Genomic DNA, 13,818 nt, shown 5'->3' on the forward strand with positions numbered 1-13,818 from the left:
GGCTCAGCTAAAACGAGCTTACTTCTGTGGACGCATCGCTGGGAACAGGATGACGTCGCGGATGGTGTGGCTGTTCGTGAACAACATCACCATACGGTCGATACCAATACCCAGACCCGCTGTCGGCGGCAGACCGTGCTCCAGCGCCGTCACGTAGTCTTCGTCGTAGAACATCGCTTCGTCATCGCCCGCATCTTTAGCGTTGACCTGCTGCGCAAAACGCTCAGCCTGATCTTCGGCATCATTCAGCTCGGAGAAGCCGTTACCAATTTCACGACCGCCGATGAAGAACTCAAAGCGATCGGTGATTTCCGGATTCTGATCGTTACGACGCGCCAGCGGCGACACTTCAGCCGGATATTCGGTGATGAAGGTCGGCTGGATCAGGCTGCTTTCTGCCGTCTCTTCGAAGATCTCGGTAACGATACGGCCCAAGCCCCAGCTTTTCTCGATCTTGATGCCCAGAGACAGTGCGATCGCGGTCGCTTTCTCCAGATCGTCCAGATCGGCAACGTTGGTTTCAGGGCGATATTTGCAGATCGCTTCGCGCATCGTCAGCTTATCGAACGGCTTACCGAAATCGAACGTCTGATCGCCGTACACCACCGTCGTCGAGCCCAGCACGTCCTGCGTCAGCGTACGGAACAGGTTTTCCGTCAACACAATCAGGTCTTTATAATCGGCATACGCCATATAAAGTTCCATCATTGTGAATTCAGGGTTGTGACGTGGGGAAACACCTTCGTTACGGAAGTTACGGTTAATCTCGAACACGCGCTCAAAACCACCGACAACCAGACGCTTCAGGTACAGTTCCGGTGCAATACGCAGGTACATGTCGATGTCCAGCGCGTTATGGTGCGTGATGAACGGACGGGCAGACGCGCCGCCGGGAATCACCTGCATCATCGGCGTTTCCACTTCCATAAAGCCGTTATCCACCATGAAGCGGCGAATGGCTGCCATCACGTTAGAACGGATGCGGAAGGTATTGCGGGATTCGTCGTTAGCGATCAGATCCAGATAACGCTGACGATAGCGGGTTTCCTGATCGGCCAGACCGTGGAATTTATCCGGCAGCGGACGCAGCGCTTTGGTCAGCAGACGCAGTTCGGTACAGTGGATGGACAGCTCGCCCGTTTTGGTTTTGAACAGCTTGCCACGCGCACCCAGGATATCGCCCAGATCCCATTTCTTGAACTGCTCGTTATAGATGCCTTCCGCCAGATCGTCGCGGGAAACATACAGCTGAATGCGGCCACCGACGTCCTGCAAGGTCACGAAAGAGGCTTTACCCATGATGCGACGGGTCATCATACGGCCCGCAACGGTCACTTCGATACCCAGTTCTTCCAGCTCTTCGTTCTCTTTGGCATCGAACTCAGCGTGCAAGTGATCGGAGATGCTGTCACGGCGGAAATCATTCGGGAATGCGATCCCGTTTTCACGCAGCGTCACCAGCTTTTCACGACGCGTTTTTAATTCATTATTCAGATCTTGCGCCTGATCGGCACCCTGTGATTGTGATTCAGCCATGCGAATTCTTATAACCCCGCTTTTAAACTTGCTTCAATAAATTTGTCCAGATCGCCATCAAGTACGGCCTGAGTGTTACGTGTTTCCACTCCGGTACGTAAGTCTTTGATGCGCGAATCATCCAGAACATAGGAACGAATCTGACTACCCCAGCCGATGTCAGACTTGTTGTCTTCCATCACCTGTTTCTCAGCATTTTTCTTTTGCATCTCAAACTCGTACAGCTTGGCTTTCAGCTGTTTCATCGCCTGATCTTTGTTTTTATGCTGGGAACGGTCATTCTGACACTGTGTGACAATGTTGGTCGGAAGGTGGGTAATACGCACCGCAGATTCTGTCCGGTTAACGTGCTGACCACCCGCACCGGATGCGCGATAAACGTCAATACGCAGATCGGCTGGATTGATTTCGATATCAATATCGTCATCCACTTCCGGGTAGACAAACGCGGAGCTGAATGAGGTATGACGGCGACCGCCGGAATCGAATGGGCTCTTACGCACGAGGCGGTGTACGCCGGTTTCCGTACGCAGCCAGCCAAACGCATAGTCACCGATGATCTTGATGGTGGCGGATTTCGTACCGGCCACGTCACCGTCTGACTCTTCAATAATTTCGGTTTTAAACCCTTTGGCTTCAGCCCAACGCAGGTACATACGCACCAGCATGCTGGCCCAGTCCTGCGCTTCCGTACCGCCAGATCCCGCCTGAATATCCAGATAGCAATCCGCGCTGTCGTACTCACCAGAGAACATGCGACGGAATTCGAGCTGGCCTAATTTATTTTCCAGCACATCCAGTTCTACTGAGGTTTCATTAAAGGTGTCTTCGTCGTCTTCTTCCACCGCGAGCTCAAGCAGACCGGTCACATCTTCCAGACCCTGAGCCAGTTGATCGATGGTGTCGACGATAGCTTCCAGCGAGGAGCGTTCTTTTCCCAATGCCTGAGCACGTTCAGGCTCATTCCAGACATCTGGCTGCTCCAGTTCGGCGTTTACTTCTTCGAGGCGCTCTTTCTTGGCATCATAGTCAAAGATACCCCCGAAGAACGGCGCTACGTTCAGCCAGATCCTGGATGCGGTTTTTTACCGGATTAATTTCAAACATGATTTTTTATATTCTTACGTTAAGTCGTTGACAACGGAATGATGTAACCCGCCATTCTAGCGGATAAAAGGCGCATTTTATAGACTTTCCGCCCACCCTATTCGGTTCGCAAAGTTAACGCGGCCACAGATGTTGAATCAGCAACTGCACCGAGCGTTTACCGCGAAACTCGTTAATATCCAGCTGGTACACCATTTCCACTTCTTTAATGCTCGGATCCGGCCAAACGGTCGTATCAACATTAAACGCGATGCCATCTAACAGTGGCACGGCTCCTGTTGCACCGATCGGCTCAAACATCGCTTTCAAATGACGTTCTTTGAGTAGGCGAGGTTGAAGAATGCGGAAGCAGCCATCGAATGTGGGTTCAGGGAACGCTTGCCCCCATGGACCGGCGTAGCGCAGCATTTCTGCCGTTGAGAGCAAATTCAGCTCCGGCAGAGCCAATTCGCCATCAGACCAGACGACGCCTTCAAGATGAGACGGATCGAGCCACTCACCAACCAGTTCGCCAAAGCGCTGGCGGAAATCCTCAAATCGATCTTCATGCAGCGATAGCCCTGCGGCCATTGCATGTCCACCAAACTTATCCATCATGCCGGGATACAGCGTATCCAATCTTTCCAGCGCATCACGCAGATGCAGACCTGCAATGGAGCGTCCCGATCCTTTCAGTATGCCGTCACCGGCAGGCGCAAAGGCAATCACCGGACGATGAAAACGCTCTTTAATGCGCGAGGCCAAAATGCCCACAACGCCCTGATGCCACTCAGGATGATACATCGCCAGACCGTAAGGCAATTCGGTGCGTGTACGCTCCAGCGATTCGCACAGGCGCAAGGCTTCGACCTGCATTCCTTGTTCGATCTCTCGTCGATCCTGATTCAACGCATCTAAATCGTTAGCCAACATGCGCGCCTGAGTAATGTCGTTACTCAATAACAGTTCGACCCCGACCGTCATGTCATCCAGCCGCCCGGCCGCATTGAGCCGTGGCCCGATGGCAAAGCCTAAATCGCTGGCGACCAGTTGGCTGGCATCGCGGTTCGCCACTTCCAGCAGCGCTCGAATGCCCGGTCGACACTCGCCGGCACGAATACGATTCAGCCCCTGCGCCACTAAAATCCGGTTGTTGGCATCCAGCGGAACAACATCCGCCACCGTGCCCAGCGCGACCAGATCCAGTAATTCGGCGAGATTCGGCTTCGCCAGACCCTGTTGCGTAAACCAATCGCTATCGCGCAGGCGCACAAACAGCGCCATCATCAAGTAAAACGCGACGCCCACGCCTGCAAGCGCTTTGGAGGGAAACTGACAGTCAGGCAAATTAGGGTTAATCATGGCATCGGCGTCAGGCAAGGTTTCGCCCGGTAGGTGGTGATCGGTCACCAGCACTGTGATACCGCGACGATGCGCATCTTCGACGCCCGCATGAGAAGATATTCCGTTATCAACGGTAACAATCACCTCAGCCCCCAGCGCGGCAGCTTGCGCCACCACGGCCGGGCTTAGCCCGTAGCCATCTTCAAAACGGTTCGGCACCAGATATTTTACGTTTGCGCCGCCCATGCTGCGCAGCGCCAGTACGGCAAGCGTGGTGCTGGTGGCACCATCGGCATCAAAGTCGCCCACAATCACGATGCAGCGCTTCTCGGCTAGCGCCAGTTGCAACAGGTCGATCGCTTTATCAATGCCGCTTAACAAACGGTAATTGAGTAAACCACTCAGGCCACGTTCCAGCTCCTGAGCCCCTTTAACGCCGCGCTGCGCATAAAGACGGCGCAACAAAGGCGGAACGGAGTCAGGTAAATCAATGTCTTCCGCCAGCGGACGCCGACGGAGTTGGGTAATCATATCCACGTAGCATCAACCGCCAGTTTTCTTCGAGGCTTTGTGTGCTTCCAGCATGGCCAGCATCTCTTTCGGCCCTTGATATCCAGGGACAACCATGCCGTCTTGCAGCACGATAGCGGGAGTCCCCTGCACGCCAAACTGGATGCCCAGTTGGTAATGCGCAGCGATATCGGTTTTGCATGTTGCTGGCGAGATCGCTTCGCTCTTCATCGCGTTATCAAACGCTTTATTGCGATCGGCCACGCACCAGATGGACTGCATATCTTTCGCTGCCTGCGATTTCATGCCCTGACGCGGGAAGGCCAGATAGCGCACGGTAATGCCCAGCGCGTTGTAATCTTTCATCTGCTCATGCAGTTTGTGGCAATAGCCGCAGGTGATGTCGGTGAAAACGGTAATCACGTGTTTTTCCTGCGCGGCTTTATAAACGATCATTTGTTCCTGCAGCGCATCCAGCTTGCCGATCAGGATTTTATTGGTGGTGTTGACCGGCATCGTGCCGCTCACATCATAAAGCGGGCCTTGCAGCAAATGCTTGCCGTCTTCGCTGATGTACAGCACGCCGCTCTCGGTAATGACAGTTTTCATGCCAGCCATCGGCGAAGGCAGTATTTCCGCACCTTGCATGTCCAGACGCGTCAGCGTCTGCTTGATTGCGGCATCGTCGGCGTGGGCAAAATTGGTCGCCGTCGCCACCAGCAAAGAAAGCAGTAATAACCCTTTTTTCATTTCATCAATCCTGTTTGTGTCGCAACGTCATGGTGAATACGTCGCTCGTAGCAATACGCTAAGGTGGTTGGCGAGAGGCCCCGCCAGTCAGATAACATCCTGTTACTCTGTCTATTTACTCTATGCTATGCGCGCGGATGGTGCTGCTGATGGAGCTGCTTCAGCCGTTCCGTCGCCACATGGGTGTAAATCTGCGTCGTGGAAAGATCGCTGTGCCCTAAGAGCATCTGTACGACCCGTAAATCCGCGCCGTGGTTCAATAAATGGGTAGCAAACGCGTGACGCAAAACGTGCGGCGAGAGCTTTTCGCTGTCGATCGACGCCTGCACCGCATAATGCTTGATGCGATGCCAGAACGTCTGGCGCGTCATTTGCCGTGCGCGATTGCTGGGAAACAGCACATCCAGCGTCTGCCCGTTTAATAACCACGGACGACCGTGCTCCAGATAATACTCGATCCAATACACCGCCTCTTCACCCAGCGGCACCAGCCGTTCTTTATTGCCTTTACCCAGCACGCGTACCACGCCTTGCCGCAGGCTGACATCACTCATCGTCAAACCAACCAGTTCGGAAACGCGCAGCCCCGTCGCATACAATACCTCAAGCATGGCCTTATCGCGTAATTCCAGCGGTTGTTCAATGCTCGGGGCATCGAGTAACGCACCAACCTGCGCCTCGCTCAAATCTTTGGGTAGACGCTGCGGCAGTTTCGGAGACGACAGCACGGCACTCGGATCGTCGCTACGCTGTTTTTCTCGATAAAGGTACTGGAAGAAGCGACGCATCGCGCTCAGCAAACGAGCCGAACTCGTCGCTTTATAGCCTCCCTCGATCCTATCGGCGAGGAACGCCTGAAGGTCGAGCGCCTGCGCCTGAAGCAAAGCGTTATCATGGTGCGCAAGCCACTCAGCAAGCGAACGCAAATCCAAGCGATAAGACGCCAGCGTATTCTCGGCCAGATTTCTTTCCAGCCACAGCGCATCGAGAAACTGTTCGATGAGTGCCTGATCGTGTTCTTGCATCGCCGTGTCCCTCTTCACTTATTGGCAATATTATGCCGATGAAGCGACGACTTTACACCTTCATCAAGGCGGTATTCTCTCGCAAACGGAATTGTGTGCGATCTCACATATTCCGTGAACCTCAACATCACCATAACATTCTCCGGCAAAAATAAGGCCAAGGCACATTATATTTTATGTATCGTCAATATATCGGAACAGGCTCCTTGAAGCCGCATGTCTACTGGTATTGACCTTACTTAATCAACGTTGAAAAGCCGATTTTTCTATGCGTAGAATGGCTGTTCGTGTTGTTAAAATAAAGAAACATTATGCAAGCCACCATCACCCCCACTCTCGATGCCGAAGCGGAAGCACCACCCGTAAATTCACGCAATAAAGTGATTGTTGCGTCACTCATTGGCACCGCTATCGAATTTTTCGATTTTTATATCTACGCCACCGCTGCGGTGCTGATTTTCCCGCACATTTTCTTCCCACAGGGCGATCCGACTGCCGCCACGCTACAGTCGCTGGCAACCTTTGCGATTGCCTTTGTGGCTCGTCCTATTGGCTCGGCGGTATTCGGTCACTTTGGCGATCGCGTCGGACGTAAAGTCACGCTGGTCGCGTCTCTACTGACAATGGGTATTTCGACCGTTCTGATCGGACTGTTACCCACCTACGAAACCATCGGTATTTTTGCACCGATTCTGTTGGCCATCGCTCGCTTCGGTCAGGGCTTGGGTCTTGGCGGTGAATGGGGTGGCGCGGCGCTGCTGGCGACCGAAAATGCCCCGTCCAATAAACGTGCACTCTATGGGTCGTTCCCCCAGCTTGGCGCACCGATTGGCTTCTTCTTCGCTAACGGCACCTTCCTGCTGTTGTCCTGGCTGTTGACGGAAGAACAGTTCATGAGCTGGGGCTGGCGTGTGCCGTTCGTTGCGTCTGCCGTGCTGGTGTTGGTTGGCCTGTATGTCCGCATATCACTGCATGAAGCTCCCGTCTTTACCAAAGCGGTCAAAGCCGGTAAGCAGGTACGTATGCCGCTGGGCACGCTGCTCAGCAAGCATATGAAAGTCACGATTCTCGGCACCTTCATCATGCTGGCGACCTACACGCTGTTCTATATCATGACCGTGTACTCCATGACGTACGGTACGACGCCAGCACCTAAGGGACTGGGTTTCTCACGTAACAGTTTCCTGTTGATGCTGATGATCGCGGTGATCGGCTTTGGTCTGATGGTGCCAGTCGCAGGCTATCTGGCGGATGCCTTTGGCCGCCGTAAGACCATGATTACCATTACCTGCCTCATGATCGTCTTCGCCATGCTGTTCCCTTATATGCTCGGTTCAGGCAATCAGGCGCTGGTGATGGGCTTCCTGGTGTTGGGTCTGAGCATCATGGGGCTGACGTTCGGCCCGATGGGTGCCCTGCTGCCGGAGTTGTTCCCGACGGAAGTCCGTTACACCGGCGCGTCATTCTCCTATAACGTCTCGTCGATTCTCGGCGCATCGGTTGCACCGTATATCGCCGCGTGGCTGACAGCCAACTACGGCCTGTTCTATGTCGGCGTTTATCTGGCAGCCATGGCGTCACTGACGCTGATTGCGCTGCTGTTAACTAAAGAAACGCGTCACCAGTCTCTGGGATAATTTCCCTTCCGTGAGGGCTACGGCCCTCACTGCACCTTTCCTTACGCCTGTTCTCCTTTTAGAATACCGACATCCGGCGGCATCATTCGCCCGTCACGCTTCTCTGTGACCTAAAGCGAAAGCGCCCTTCTTGATAGAAATTGTTTATAAAGAACTGAATATGAAAATCGGTCTGTTTTACGGCTCAAGCACCTGTTACACCGAAATGGCTGCGGAAAGAATTCGCGACATTCTGGGTGAAGAATTGGTGGATCTGCACAACGTTAAGGATGTCGAACCTCAACGTATGGAAGACTACAGTACGCTGATTCTCGGCATCCCAACCTGGGATTTCGGTGAGATTCAGGAAGACTGGGAAAACATTTGGGGCCAATTAGCGACGCTGAACCTCAAAGGAAAAGTGATAGCGCTTTACGGTATGGGCGACCAGCTTGGCTACAGCGAATGGTTCCTTGATGCGCTGGGCATGCTGCATGAACAACTGCTGCCGTTAGGTGTCACATTTATTGGGTACTGGCCAATCGATGGCTACGACTTCACCAGCCCAAAACCGCTGGCTGCTGACGGCAAACATTTTGTAGGGCTAGCGCTGGACGAAGTGAATCAATACGATCTCAGCGATGAACGGCTGGAACAGTGGTGCGAACAGATTCTGCAAGAGATGGCGTCACTGCTGTAAACGGTACGCGTCAACAGGAGTAAACACGATGAAGATGTTACTCATCGCAGCCGCAGGATTATTGCTCGCAGGCTGTGCGCAAACGGGCACAGAGGAATACGCCAAAAATCTGGGCGGGAAATGCGATGTGCCGCAATATTACGATATCGATTTCTCAAGGTTTGATGAGACGGCACAGCAAATCGCGCACGCAACAGGCTGCGGCATCATCACCGATACCTCGCTGACTGGCGCAATTAAGCCACATCCCGTCAAAGGCTATCTGACAAGGCGGGAAGCAGTGTTTATGGCGATTCAGGGTACGTCGTTGAAGGTGGTCAAACAGGAACCAGATACCGTTAGCGTTGAGTAAAACGTTCGCGGATACCTCTGTGACGTATCCGCGAATATTGATATCCGTAAAGCCTGAAGTCGCTTAGCGCTTTTGTAACCAGCGGTTCCGCGCGGCGGTATCCATAAAGCTCCACGCAACAAAGCGGCTTTGCTTCTGGCCTTGCGCCATATCTATCGTTCTGACCTTTTCCACCTCAACCGCTTCCAGCGCACGATAAATCTCCGGCAAGTTCTCTTTCCGCGACACCAGTGAAGTAAACCACAAACACTGACGGGCAAAACCGGCGCTCTCTTTGATCATTTGACCAATGAAGGCTAACTCGCCCCCCTCACACCACAGTTCATCCTGCTGCCCGCCAAAATTCAGCGGTGAACGTTTATCCAGACCCAGATTATGCAACTTGCGCTGCGATCCCTCGCGGGCATCCTCAGCGGAGGCATGGAACGGAGGATTACACATGACGGCATCAAACGTGTCGTTCTTGTGAATAATGCCTGCCAATATCGCTTTGCTGTTTTTCTGACGGCGCAGGCGAATCGATCGATTCAAGCCAGCGTTCGCCTCAATCGTCTCATTGGCCGCTTTCATCGCCAGCGGATTAATCTCGCTGCCAGTAAAGCGCCAGCCATATTCACGGAACCCAATCAGCGGGTAAACACAGTTAGCACCGCAGCCGACATCCAGCACGGATGCATCACGCGGCACCACCGAACGGTTATCTTCCGCCAGTAAATCAGCAAGATGGTGGACATAGTCAGCGCGACCGGGGATCGGTGGGCACAGAAAGCCGTCTGGAATCGTCCAGTGCTCAATCTGATAAAAATGCAACAACAACGCCTGATTCAGCGTTTTCACCGCCTCGGGATTGGCAAAGTCCACTGACTCATCACCGTAGGCATTCACCTTCACAAACGGGATCAGAGCAGGATAGCTCTGCTTGAGCGAGGGAAAATCATAACGGTCGCGATGGCGATTACGAGGATGCAGACCATTTTTTTGCACTGCGGGCTTAGTCATCAGTTATACCCAATAGATTGTTATACCCTACAGATTGTAAGGCACGGCCAAGCGGTGACCGAATAAACTCAGGTTCAAACAGGGAAAAAGAGAAAGGAAAGCCGACATTCCCCTGACGGGAACAGCCGATATCCTATCCTCACGAAGCGGCGTAAGATACCTGCTGCGATTATTTCCGTAAATCATCGTGGTGATTTTTCTACACACGAGGCGCGATACACCGCGTAAAAATGCGTCGTTATCTCGCCCAGTGCTTCTGCTGCAAAAGAAGCTGACGCAGATGGCGCCACTCTTCATCGCCCATACTGTCTGATGCCAGCCACAGCTGTTGTTTTTCTTTATCGTTAACCGATTGCAACGCCAACAACACGCCATTTTTCAAAAGCCACGGTCTTTTGACGATCTGCCATTCCTTCTGCCGCCAGTTCAGGGTCGTTTCGCTAAGCAAAACGATTTCCCCCTGTCGGGATTTGATATTCCTTTGGCTACGAATAAAACCGAACATAACCATCGTGACCAGGCATAGCCATAGCCATGCATAGCCGTCCGGCCACGGTGCCAGCAGAATGAGCAACACTAATAGGCCATGCACAACCAGTGACAGCAGTTGCATGCGCCAGGAAACGCGAAGGTCACATTGCCACTGGGCCACGATCTTTATTTCGCGTCTGAATAAGGGAAATCATGCGTTTCAACTCTCCGTCCTTCGGTTCACCGTGGTTCATCAGCCAGTTGAATAAATCAGGATCGTCGCTTTGTAACAGGCGTACAAACGTGCGCTTATCACTGTCATTAAGTGTGTCATAGTCATGCTCAAAAAACGGCATGATCGCGATATCCAGTTCACGCATACCACGGCGGCATGCCCAATGAATGCGTGATTTATTATCGATTTCCATATTTCATGTCCACCTTGTTATCGCTGCTTGCCGCTAGTGTACTCTGATTCCGGTAGCGGGCATCAACTAATAGTAACATTTTGACATAGTTTACCCGCATGCACTGCGCCAAGTGCGCTCATCAGCATCAAGATGTGCTATGCCATAACGCTGCGTGAATAACCACTTGCAAACCCTGAGCGCTCTTTTACCATTAGGCCATTCGGGTATCGCCCTTAGCGCAGGATTGTACTATATGGTTAACCAACATACGGCTCATCAACTTCCGTTTGCCTCACAGCTCCCATTTGCTTCCGCCCAACTGGCCGCCACGCTCATCTCACTGGATGACTGGGCACTGTCCACGCTGGTCGGGCCGGATACCGTCAAGTATCTTCAAGGGCAGGTCACCGCCGATGTCGGGGCGCTGCCTGACAATGGGCACATCCTTTGCGCCCACTGCGACGCGAAAGGGAAAATGTGGAGCAACCTGCGTCTGTTTCATCACGGCGAAGGCTTTGCTTTCATTGAGCGCAGTAATCTACGCGACGCCCAACTTAGCGAACTGAAAAAATACGCCGTTTTCTCGAAAACGACCATCGCGCCAGACGATAACGCTATCCTGCTGGGCGCCGCGGGTGCAGGTATCCGCGAGTTGCTGGCCTCTGTATTTAGCCAACTTCCAGATGCCGAGCACCCTGTCGTTCAGCACGAAGGCGCAACCTTACTGCATTTCACCCATCCTGCAGAACGTTTCCTGATGGTGCTGTCTACTGAGCAGAGCGCTTCGCTGCTTGAACAGCTCGGCGATAAAGTCAGTTTAAATGACAGCCGTCAGTGGCTGACGCTAGATATTGAAGCAGGTCAGCCCATCATTGACAGCGCAAACAGTGCGCAGTTCATCCCGCAAGCGACTAATTTACAGGCATTAAATGGGATTAGCTTCAGCAAAGGGTGCTATACCGGTCAGGAAATGGTCGCTCGGGCAAAATATCGCGGGGCGAATAAGCGTGCGCTCTACTGGCTGGCGGGTAAAGCAAACCGGGTGCCTCAGGCTGGGGACGATCTCGAATTGCAACTTGGCGAGAACTGGCGTCGTACCGGGACAGTATTGGCAGCCAGCCAATTGCAGAACGGTGACGTGTGGGTGCAGGCGGTGTTGAATAACGATCTGAACGCAGAGAATATCCTGCGCGTACGTGACGATGCCGAAAGCCAACTCACGGTTCAACCTCTGCCGTATGAAATAACGGATTAATCCGACGAGTAACATCACGCATGAGCCAGTTAGGCTCATGCGTTTTATACGAACTTAAATATAAAGATAAATCGCCAGAAAGTGGCAAACGCTGCCGCCTAAAACAAATCCGTGCCAAATCGCGTGATTATAGGGAATGCGCTTGCTGGCGTAGAAAATCACCCCCAGCGTATACACCACGCCGCCCACAGCCAGCAGCGTTACACTCCCCGCCGACAGCTTCATCACCATCTGATAAATCACCACCAGCGACAGCCAGCCCATGCCCAGGTAGGTAATCAACGACAGCACTTCAAAACGGTGGGCAAACGCCAGCTTGAAGATCACGCCCAACAGCGCCATGCTCCAGATGACAACCATCAAACCATGCGCCAGCGGTGAATCCAGCCCGACCAGCAAAAATGGCGTATAGGTTCCGGCAATCAATAGATAAATAGCGCAGTGGTCGAATTTTTTCAGCCACGGTTTGATGCGCGGCGAGGGAATCGCGTGGTACAGCGTCGACGCTAAAAACAGCAGGATAATGCTGCCGCCATAGAGGCTGTAGCTGGTAATCGCCACGCTGCCAGCGTCATTGTTGACCGCCTGTACCAGCAGTAAAACCAGACCCACAATACCGAAAATCACACCAATTCCATGGCTTATGCTATTCGCAATTTCCTCTGCCAGCGAGTAGTCCGACATCTGTGCATTTTTTGACATCAATAGGTTCCGCAGTATTAACAATACACATTCAACAGCGTCGTGCGCTGACGTCATCCACCTCACCTTTCCCGTTCTTGTACAGAACGAAGTAGGCGTAGGTGTTTAACCTTTGAGCAGATTAACTGAGAATAGTTTCAGTGTACACGTGTAAGCTAAAATAATTATTCCCGTCTTATTTTTGGCTTCTTCGCCCTCTTAACGTGCGATCATGCATGTCAATCTCGGGCAACATCCCCTAGAATGTCCGACTTCGATATCTTCCTGTTTTTTGAAGGGCTCTGTCGTCCTTATCGGTTATTCGCGTTAACGGTTATCCGGTTCAGACGCTCACAGCGCCTTTCTGTATTTGTCAGTGCATGATTTTTACTGCATCGTTTTCACTGCAAGAGGTAAGCTTTTCATGTCATCTTCCCCATCTATTCTGAATTTCGGTTCCATGACCGATGTCTTCGGCTTTCTGATAGAAATCGATAAATTGAAAAGCGTGCAGCGCCGCACCAAGATTATTGGCAGCGAACGTCACGAAGATTCTGCCGAGCACAGCTGGCATTTTGCCGTCGCTGCGATGGCGCTGGCGCCTTACGCAGGTGAAGGTGTGGATATTCAGCGCGTGATCCAAATGGCGCTGATTCACGATATCGTCGAAATCGATGCGGGCGATGTGATCGTGTACGATCTTTCCGCGCGTCTTGCGATTCACGATCAGGAAGTCGCTGCCGCGGCCCGCATTTTCGGCCTGCTGCCGGAACCACAGCGTCAGCAATTCCACGATCTGTGGGAAGAGTACGAAGCGAATGAAACCCCCAGCGCCCAGTTCGCTCTGGTGCTCGATCGCGTTATGCCGATGCTAATGAACCTGTATAACGGCGGCCAAAGCTGGGTAGAAAACGGCATCCGTCTGGAACAGGTTCTTGACCGCGCCGAGTTCATCGCCACGATCAACCCGGAACTATGGCAATACATGAAGCAGCATCTGGAAGACGCCAAAGCCAAGGGATGGTTGCTATAATTCGGTTTTCCCGATAGACGCCCCGTCGCCGGGCATTCACGTCAGGAGAG

Annotated in this window: 14 protein-coding genes; 5 read left to right on the forward strand and 9 right to left on the reverse strand. The window is 52.8% G+C overall.

Annotated elements, in window-relative coordinates:
* Positions 1-18: 18 nt before the first annotated feature.
* The 5 genes from lysS to xerD form a co-directional block, all read right to left on the reverse strand.
* Entirely contained in the window at positions 19-1,536 is a 1,518-nt protein-coding gene (lysS, locus tag A0G03_RS05835) for a lysine--tRNA ligase (RefSeq protein ID WP_048258768.1), read from the reverse strand.
* Positions 1,537-1,544: 8 nt separating this feature from the next.
* Positions 1,545-2,643 (reverse strand): peptide chain release factor 2 gene (gene prfB / locus A0G03_RS05840; protein WP_101749491.1). Its coding sequence is split into 2 segments (ribosomal slippage): positions 1,545-2,567 and positions 2,569-2,643, totalling 1,098 coding nucleotides; the frame shifts between segments, so codons are not numbered across the junction.
* Positions 2,644-2,757: 114 nt separating this feature from the next.
* Positions 2,758-4,503 carry a single-stranded-DNA-specific exonuclease RecJ gene (gene recJ, locus A0G03_RS05845; RefSeq protein WP_189315168.1) on the reverse strand — a complete coding sequence of 582 codons (1,746 nt, stop codon included), beginning with the start codon at positions 4,501-4,503 and terminating at the stop codon, positions 2,758-2,760.
* Between the two features lie 6 nt (positions 4,504-4,509).
* On the reverse strand, positions 4,510-5,226 hold the full coding sequence (gene dsbC, locus A0G03_RS05850) for a bifunctional protein-disulfide isomerase/oxidoreductase DsbC (protein ID WP_048258765.1): 717 nt from the start codon (positions 5,224-5,226) through the stop codon (positions 4,510-4,512).
* A 125-nt stretch (positions 5,227-5,351) separates the two neighbouring features.
* Positions 5,352-6,251 (reverse strand): site-specific tyrosine recombinase XerD, encoded by a 900-nt coding sequence (gene xerD, locus A0G03_RS05855; RefSeq protein ID WP_048258764.1) that lies wholly within the window; start codon positions 6,249-6,251, stop codon positions 5,352-5,354.
* Positions 6,252-6,562: 311 nt separating this feature from the next.
* Here xerD and A0G03_RS05860 point away from each other — a divergent pair, with 311 nt between their 5' ends.
* The 3 genes from A0G03_RS05860 (at position 6,563) to A0G03_RS05870 (ending at position 8,919) form a co-directional block, all read left to right on the forward strand.
* Positions 6,563-7,888, forward strand: a complete 1,326-nt coding sequence (locus A0G03_RS05860) for an MFS transporter (protein ID WP_048258763.1) — start codon at positions 6,563-6,565, stop codon at positions 7,886-7,888.
* Between the two features lie 160 nt (positions 7,889-8,048).
* On the forward strand, positions 8,049-8,567 hold the full coding sequence (gene fldB, locus A0G03_RS05865) for a flavodoxin FldB (protein WP_048258762.1): 519 nt from the start codon (positions 8,049-8,051) through the stop codon (positions 8,565-8,567).
* 28 nt (positions 8,568-8,595) lie between these two features.
* On the forward strand, positions 8,596-8,919 hold the full coding sequence (locus A0G03_RS05870; protein WP_048258761.1) for a hypothetical protein: 324 nt from the start codon (positions 8,596-8,598) through the stop codon (positions 8,917-8,919).
* 63 nt (positions 8,920-8,982) lie between these two features.
* On the opposite strand, the gene rlmF is transcribed toward A0G03_RS05870, so the two are convergent.
* From rlmF to sdhE, 3 genes are all read right to left on the reverse strand, one after another.
* Positions 8,983-9,918, reverse strand: a complete 936-nt coding sequence (rlmF, locus tag A0G03_RS05875) for a 23S rRNA (adenine(1618)-N(6))-methyltransferase RlmF (protein ID WP_048258760.1) — start codon at positions 9,916-9,918, stop codon at positions 8,983-8,985.
* A 238-nt stretch (positions 9,919-10,156) separates the two neighbouring features.
* The gene (locus A0G03_RS05880; RefSeq protein ID WP_072061993.1) at positions 10,157-10,570 is read right to left on the reverse strand and encodes a protein YgfX; all 414 of its coding nucleotides are present in this window, start codon (positions 10,568-10,570) and stop codon (positions 10,157-10,159) included.
* Positions 10,551-10,817, reverse strand: a complete 267-nt coding sequence (gene sdhE / locus A0G03_RS05885) for an FAD assembly factor SdhE (protein WP_039303362.1) — start codon at positions 10,815-10,817, stop codon at positions 10,551-10,553. The genes A0G03_RS05880 and sdhE overlap by 20 nt, the downstream gene beginning before the upstream one ends.
* A gap of 235 nt (positions 10,818-11,052) precedes the next feature.
* On the opposite strand from sdhE, the gene ygfZ reads away from it, so the two are divergent.
* Positions 11,053-12,054, forward strand: coding sequence for a tRNA-modifying protein YgfZ (ygfZ, locus tag A0G03_RS05890; RefSeq protein ID WP_048258758.1), 1,002 nt, complete (start codon positions 11,053-11,055; stop codon positions 12,052-12,054).
* A 54-nt stretch (positions 12,055-12,108) separates the two neighbouring features.
* Here ygfZ and trhA read toward each other — a convergent pair whose 3' ends face one another.
* Complete coding sequence (gene trhA, locus A0G03_RS05895; protein WP_048258757.1) at positions 12,109-12,756, reverse strand: PAQR family membrane homeostasis protein TrhA; 648 nt, start codon at positions 12,754-12,756, stop codon at positions 12,109-12,111.
* A gap of 403 nt (positions 12,757-13,159) precedes the next feature.
* On the opposite strand from trhA, the gene A0G03_RS05900 reads away from it, so the two are divergent.
* Entirely contained in the window at positions 13,160-13,768 is a 609-nt protein-coding gene (locus A0G03_RS05900) for an HD domain-containing protein (protein WP_048258756.1), read from the forward strand.
* Positions 13,769-13,818: the final 50 nt, after the last annotated feature.

Source organism: Pectobacterium peruviense, assembly GCF_002847345.1.
GTDB lineage: Bacteria > Pseudomonadota > Gammaproteobacteria > Enterobacterales > Enterobacteriaceae > Pectobacterium > Pectobacterium peruviense.

What these genes read in the sequence shown, in the direction of transcription:
- rlmF (WP_048258760.1), bottom strand. Translation starts at nt 9,918, where the DNA reads ATGACTAAGCCCGCAGTGCAAAAAAATGGTCTGCATCCTCGTAATCGC.
- trhA (WP_048258757.1), bottom strand. Translation starts at nt 12,756, where the DNA reads ATGTCAAAAAATGCACAGATGTCGGACTACTCGCTGGCAGAGGAAATT.
- A0G03_RS05860 (WP_048258763.1), top strand. Translation starts at nt 6,563, where the DNA reads ATGCAAGCCACCATCACCCCCACTCTCGATGCCGAAGCGGAAGCACCA.
- A0G03_RS05900 (WP_048258756.1), top strand. Translation starts at nt 13,160, where the DNA reads ATGTCATCTTCCCCATCTATTCTGAATTTCGGTTCCATGACCGATGTC.
- fldB (WP_048258762.1), top strand. Translation starts at nt 8,049, where the DNA reads ATGAAAATCGGTCTGTTTTACGGCTCAAGCACCTGTTACACCGAAATG.
- xerD (WP_048258764.1), bottom strand. Translation starts at nt 6,251, where the DNA reads ATGCAAGAACACGATCAGGCACTCATCGAACAGTTTCTCGATGCGCTG.
- A0G03_RS05870 (WP_048258761.1), top strand. Translation starts at nt 8,596, where the DNA reads ATGAAGATGTTACTCATCGCAGCCGCAGGATTATTGCTCGCAGGCTGT.
- lysS (WP_048258768.1), bottom strand. Translation starts at nt 1,536, where the DNA reads ATGGCTGAATCACAATCACAGGGTGCCGATCAGGCGCAAGATCTGAAT.
- ygfZ (WP_048258758.1), top strand. Translation starts at nt 11,053, where the DNA reads ATGGTTAACCAACATACGGCTCATCAACTTCCGTTTGCCTCACAGCTC.
- sdhE (WP_039303362.1), bottom strand. Translation starts at nt 10,817, where the DNA reads ATGGAAATCGATAATAAATCACGCATTCATTGGGCATGCCGCCGTGGT.
- dsbC (WP_048258765.1), bottom strand. Translation starts at nt 5,226, where the DNA reads ATGAAAAAAGGGTTATTACTGCTTTCTTTGCTGGTGGCGACGGCGACC.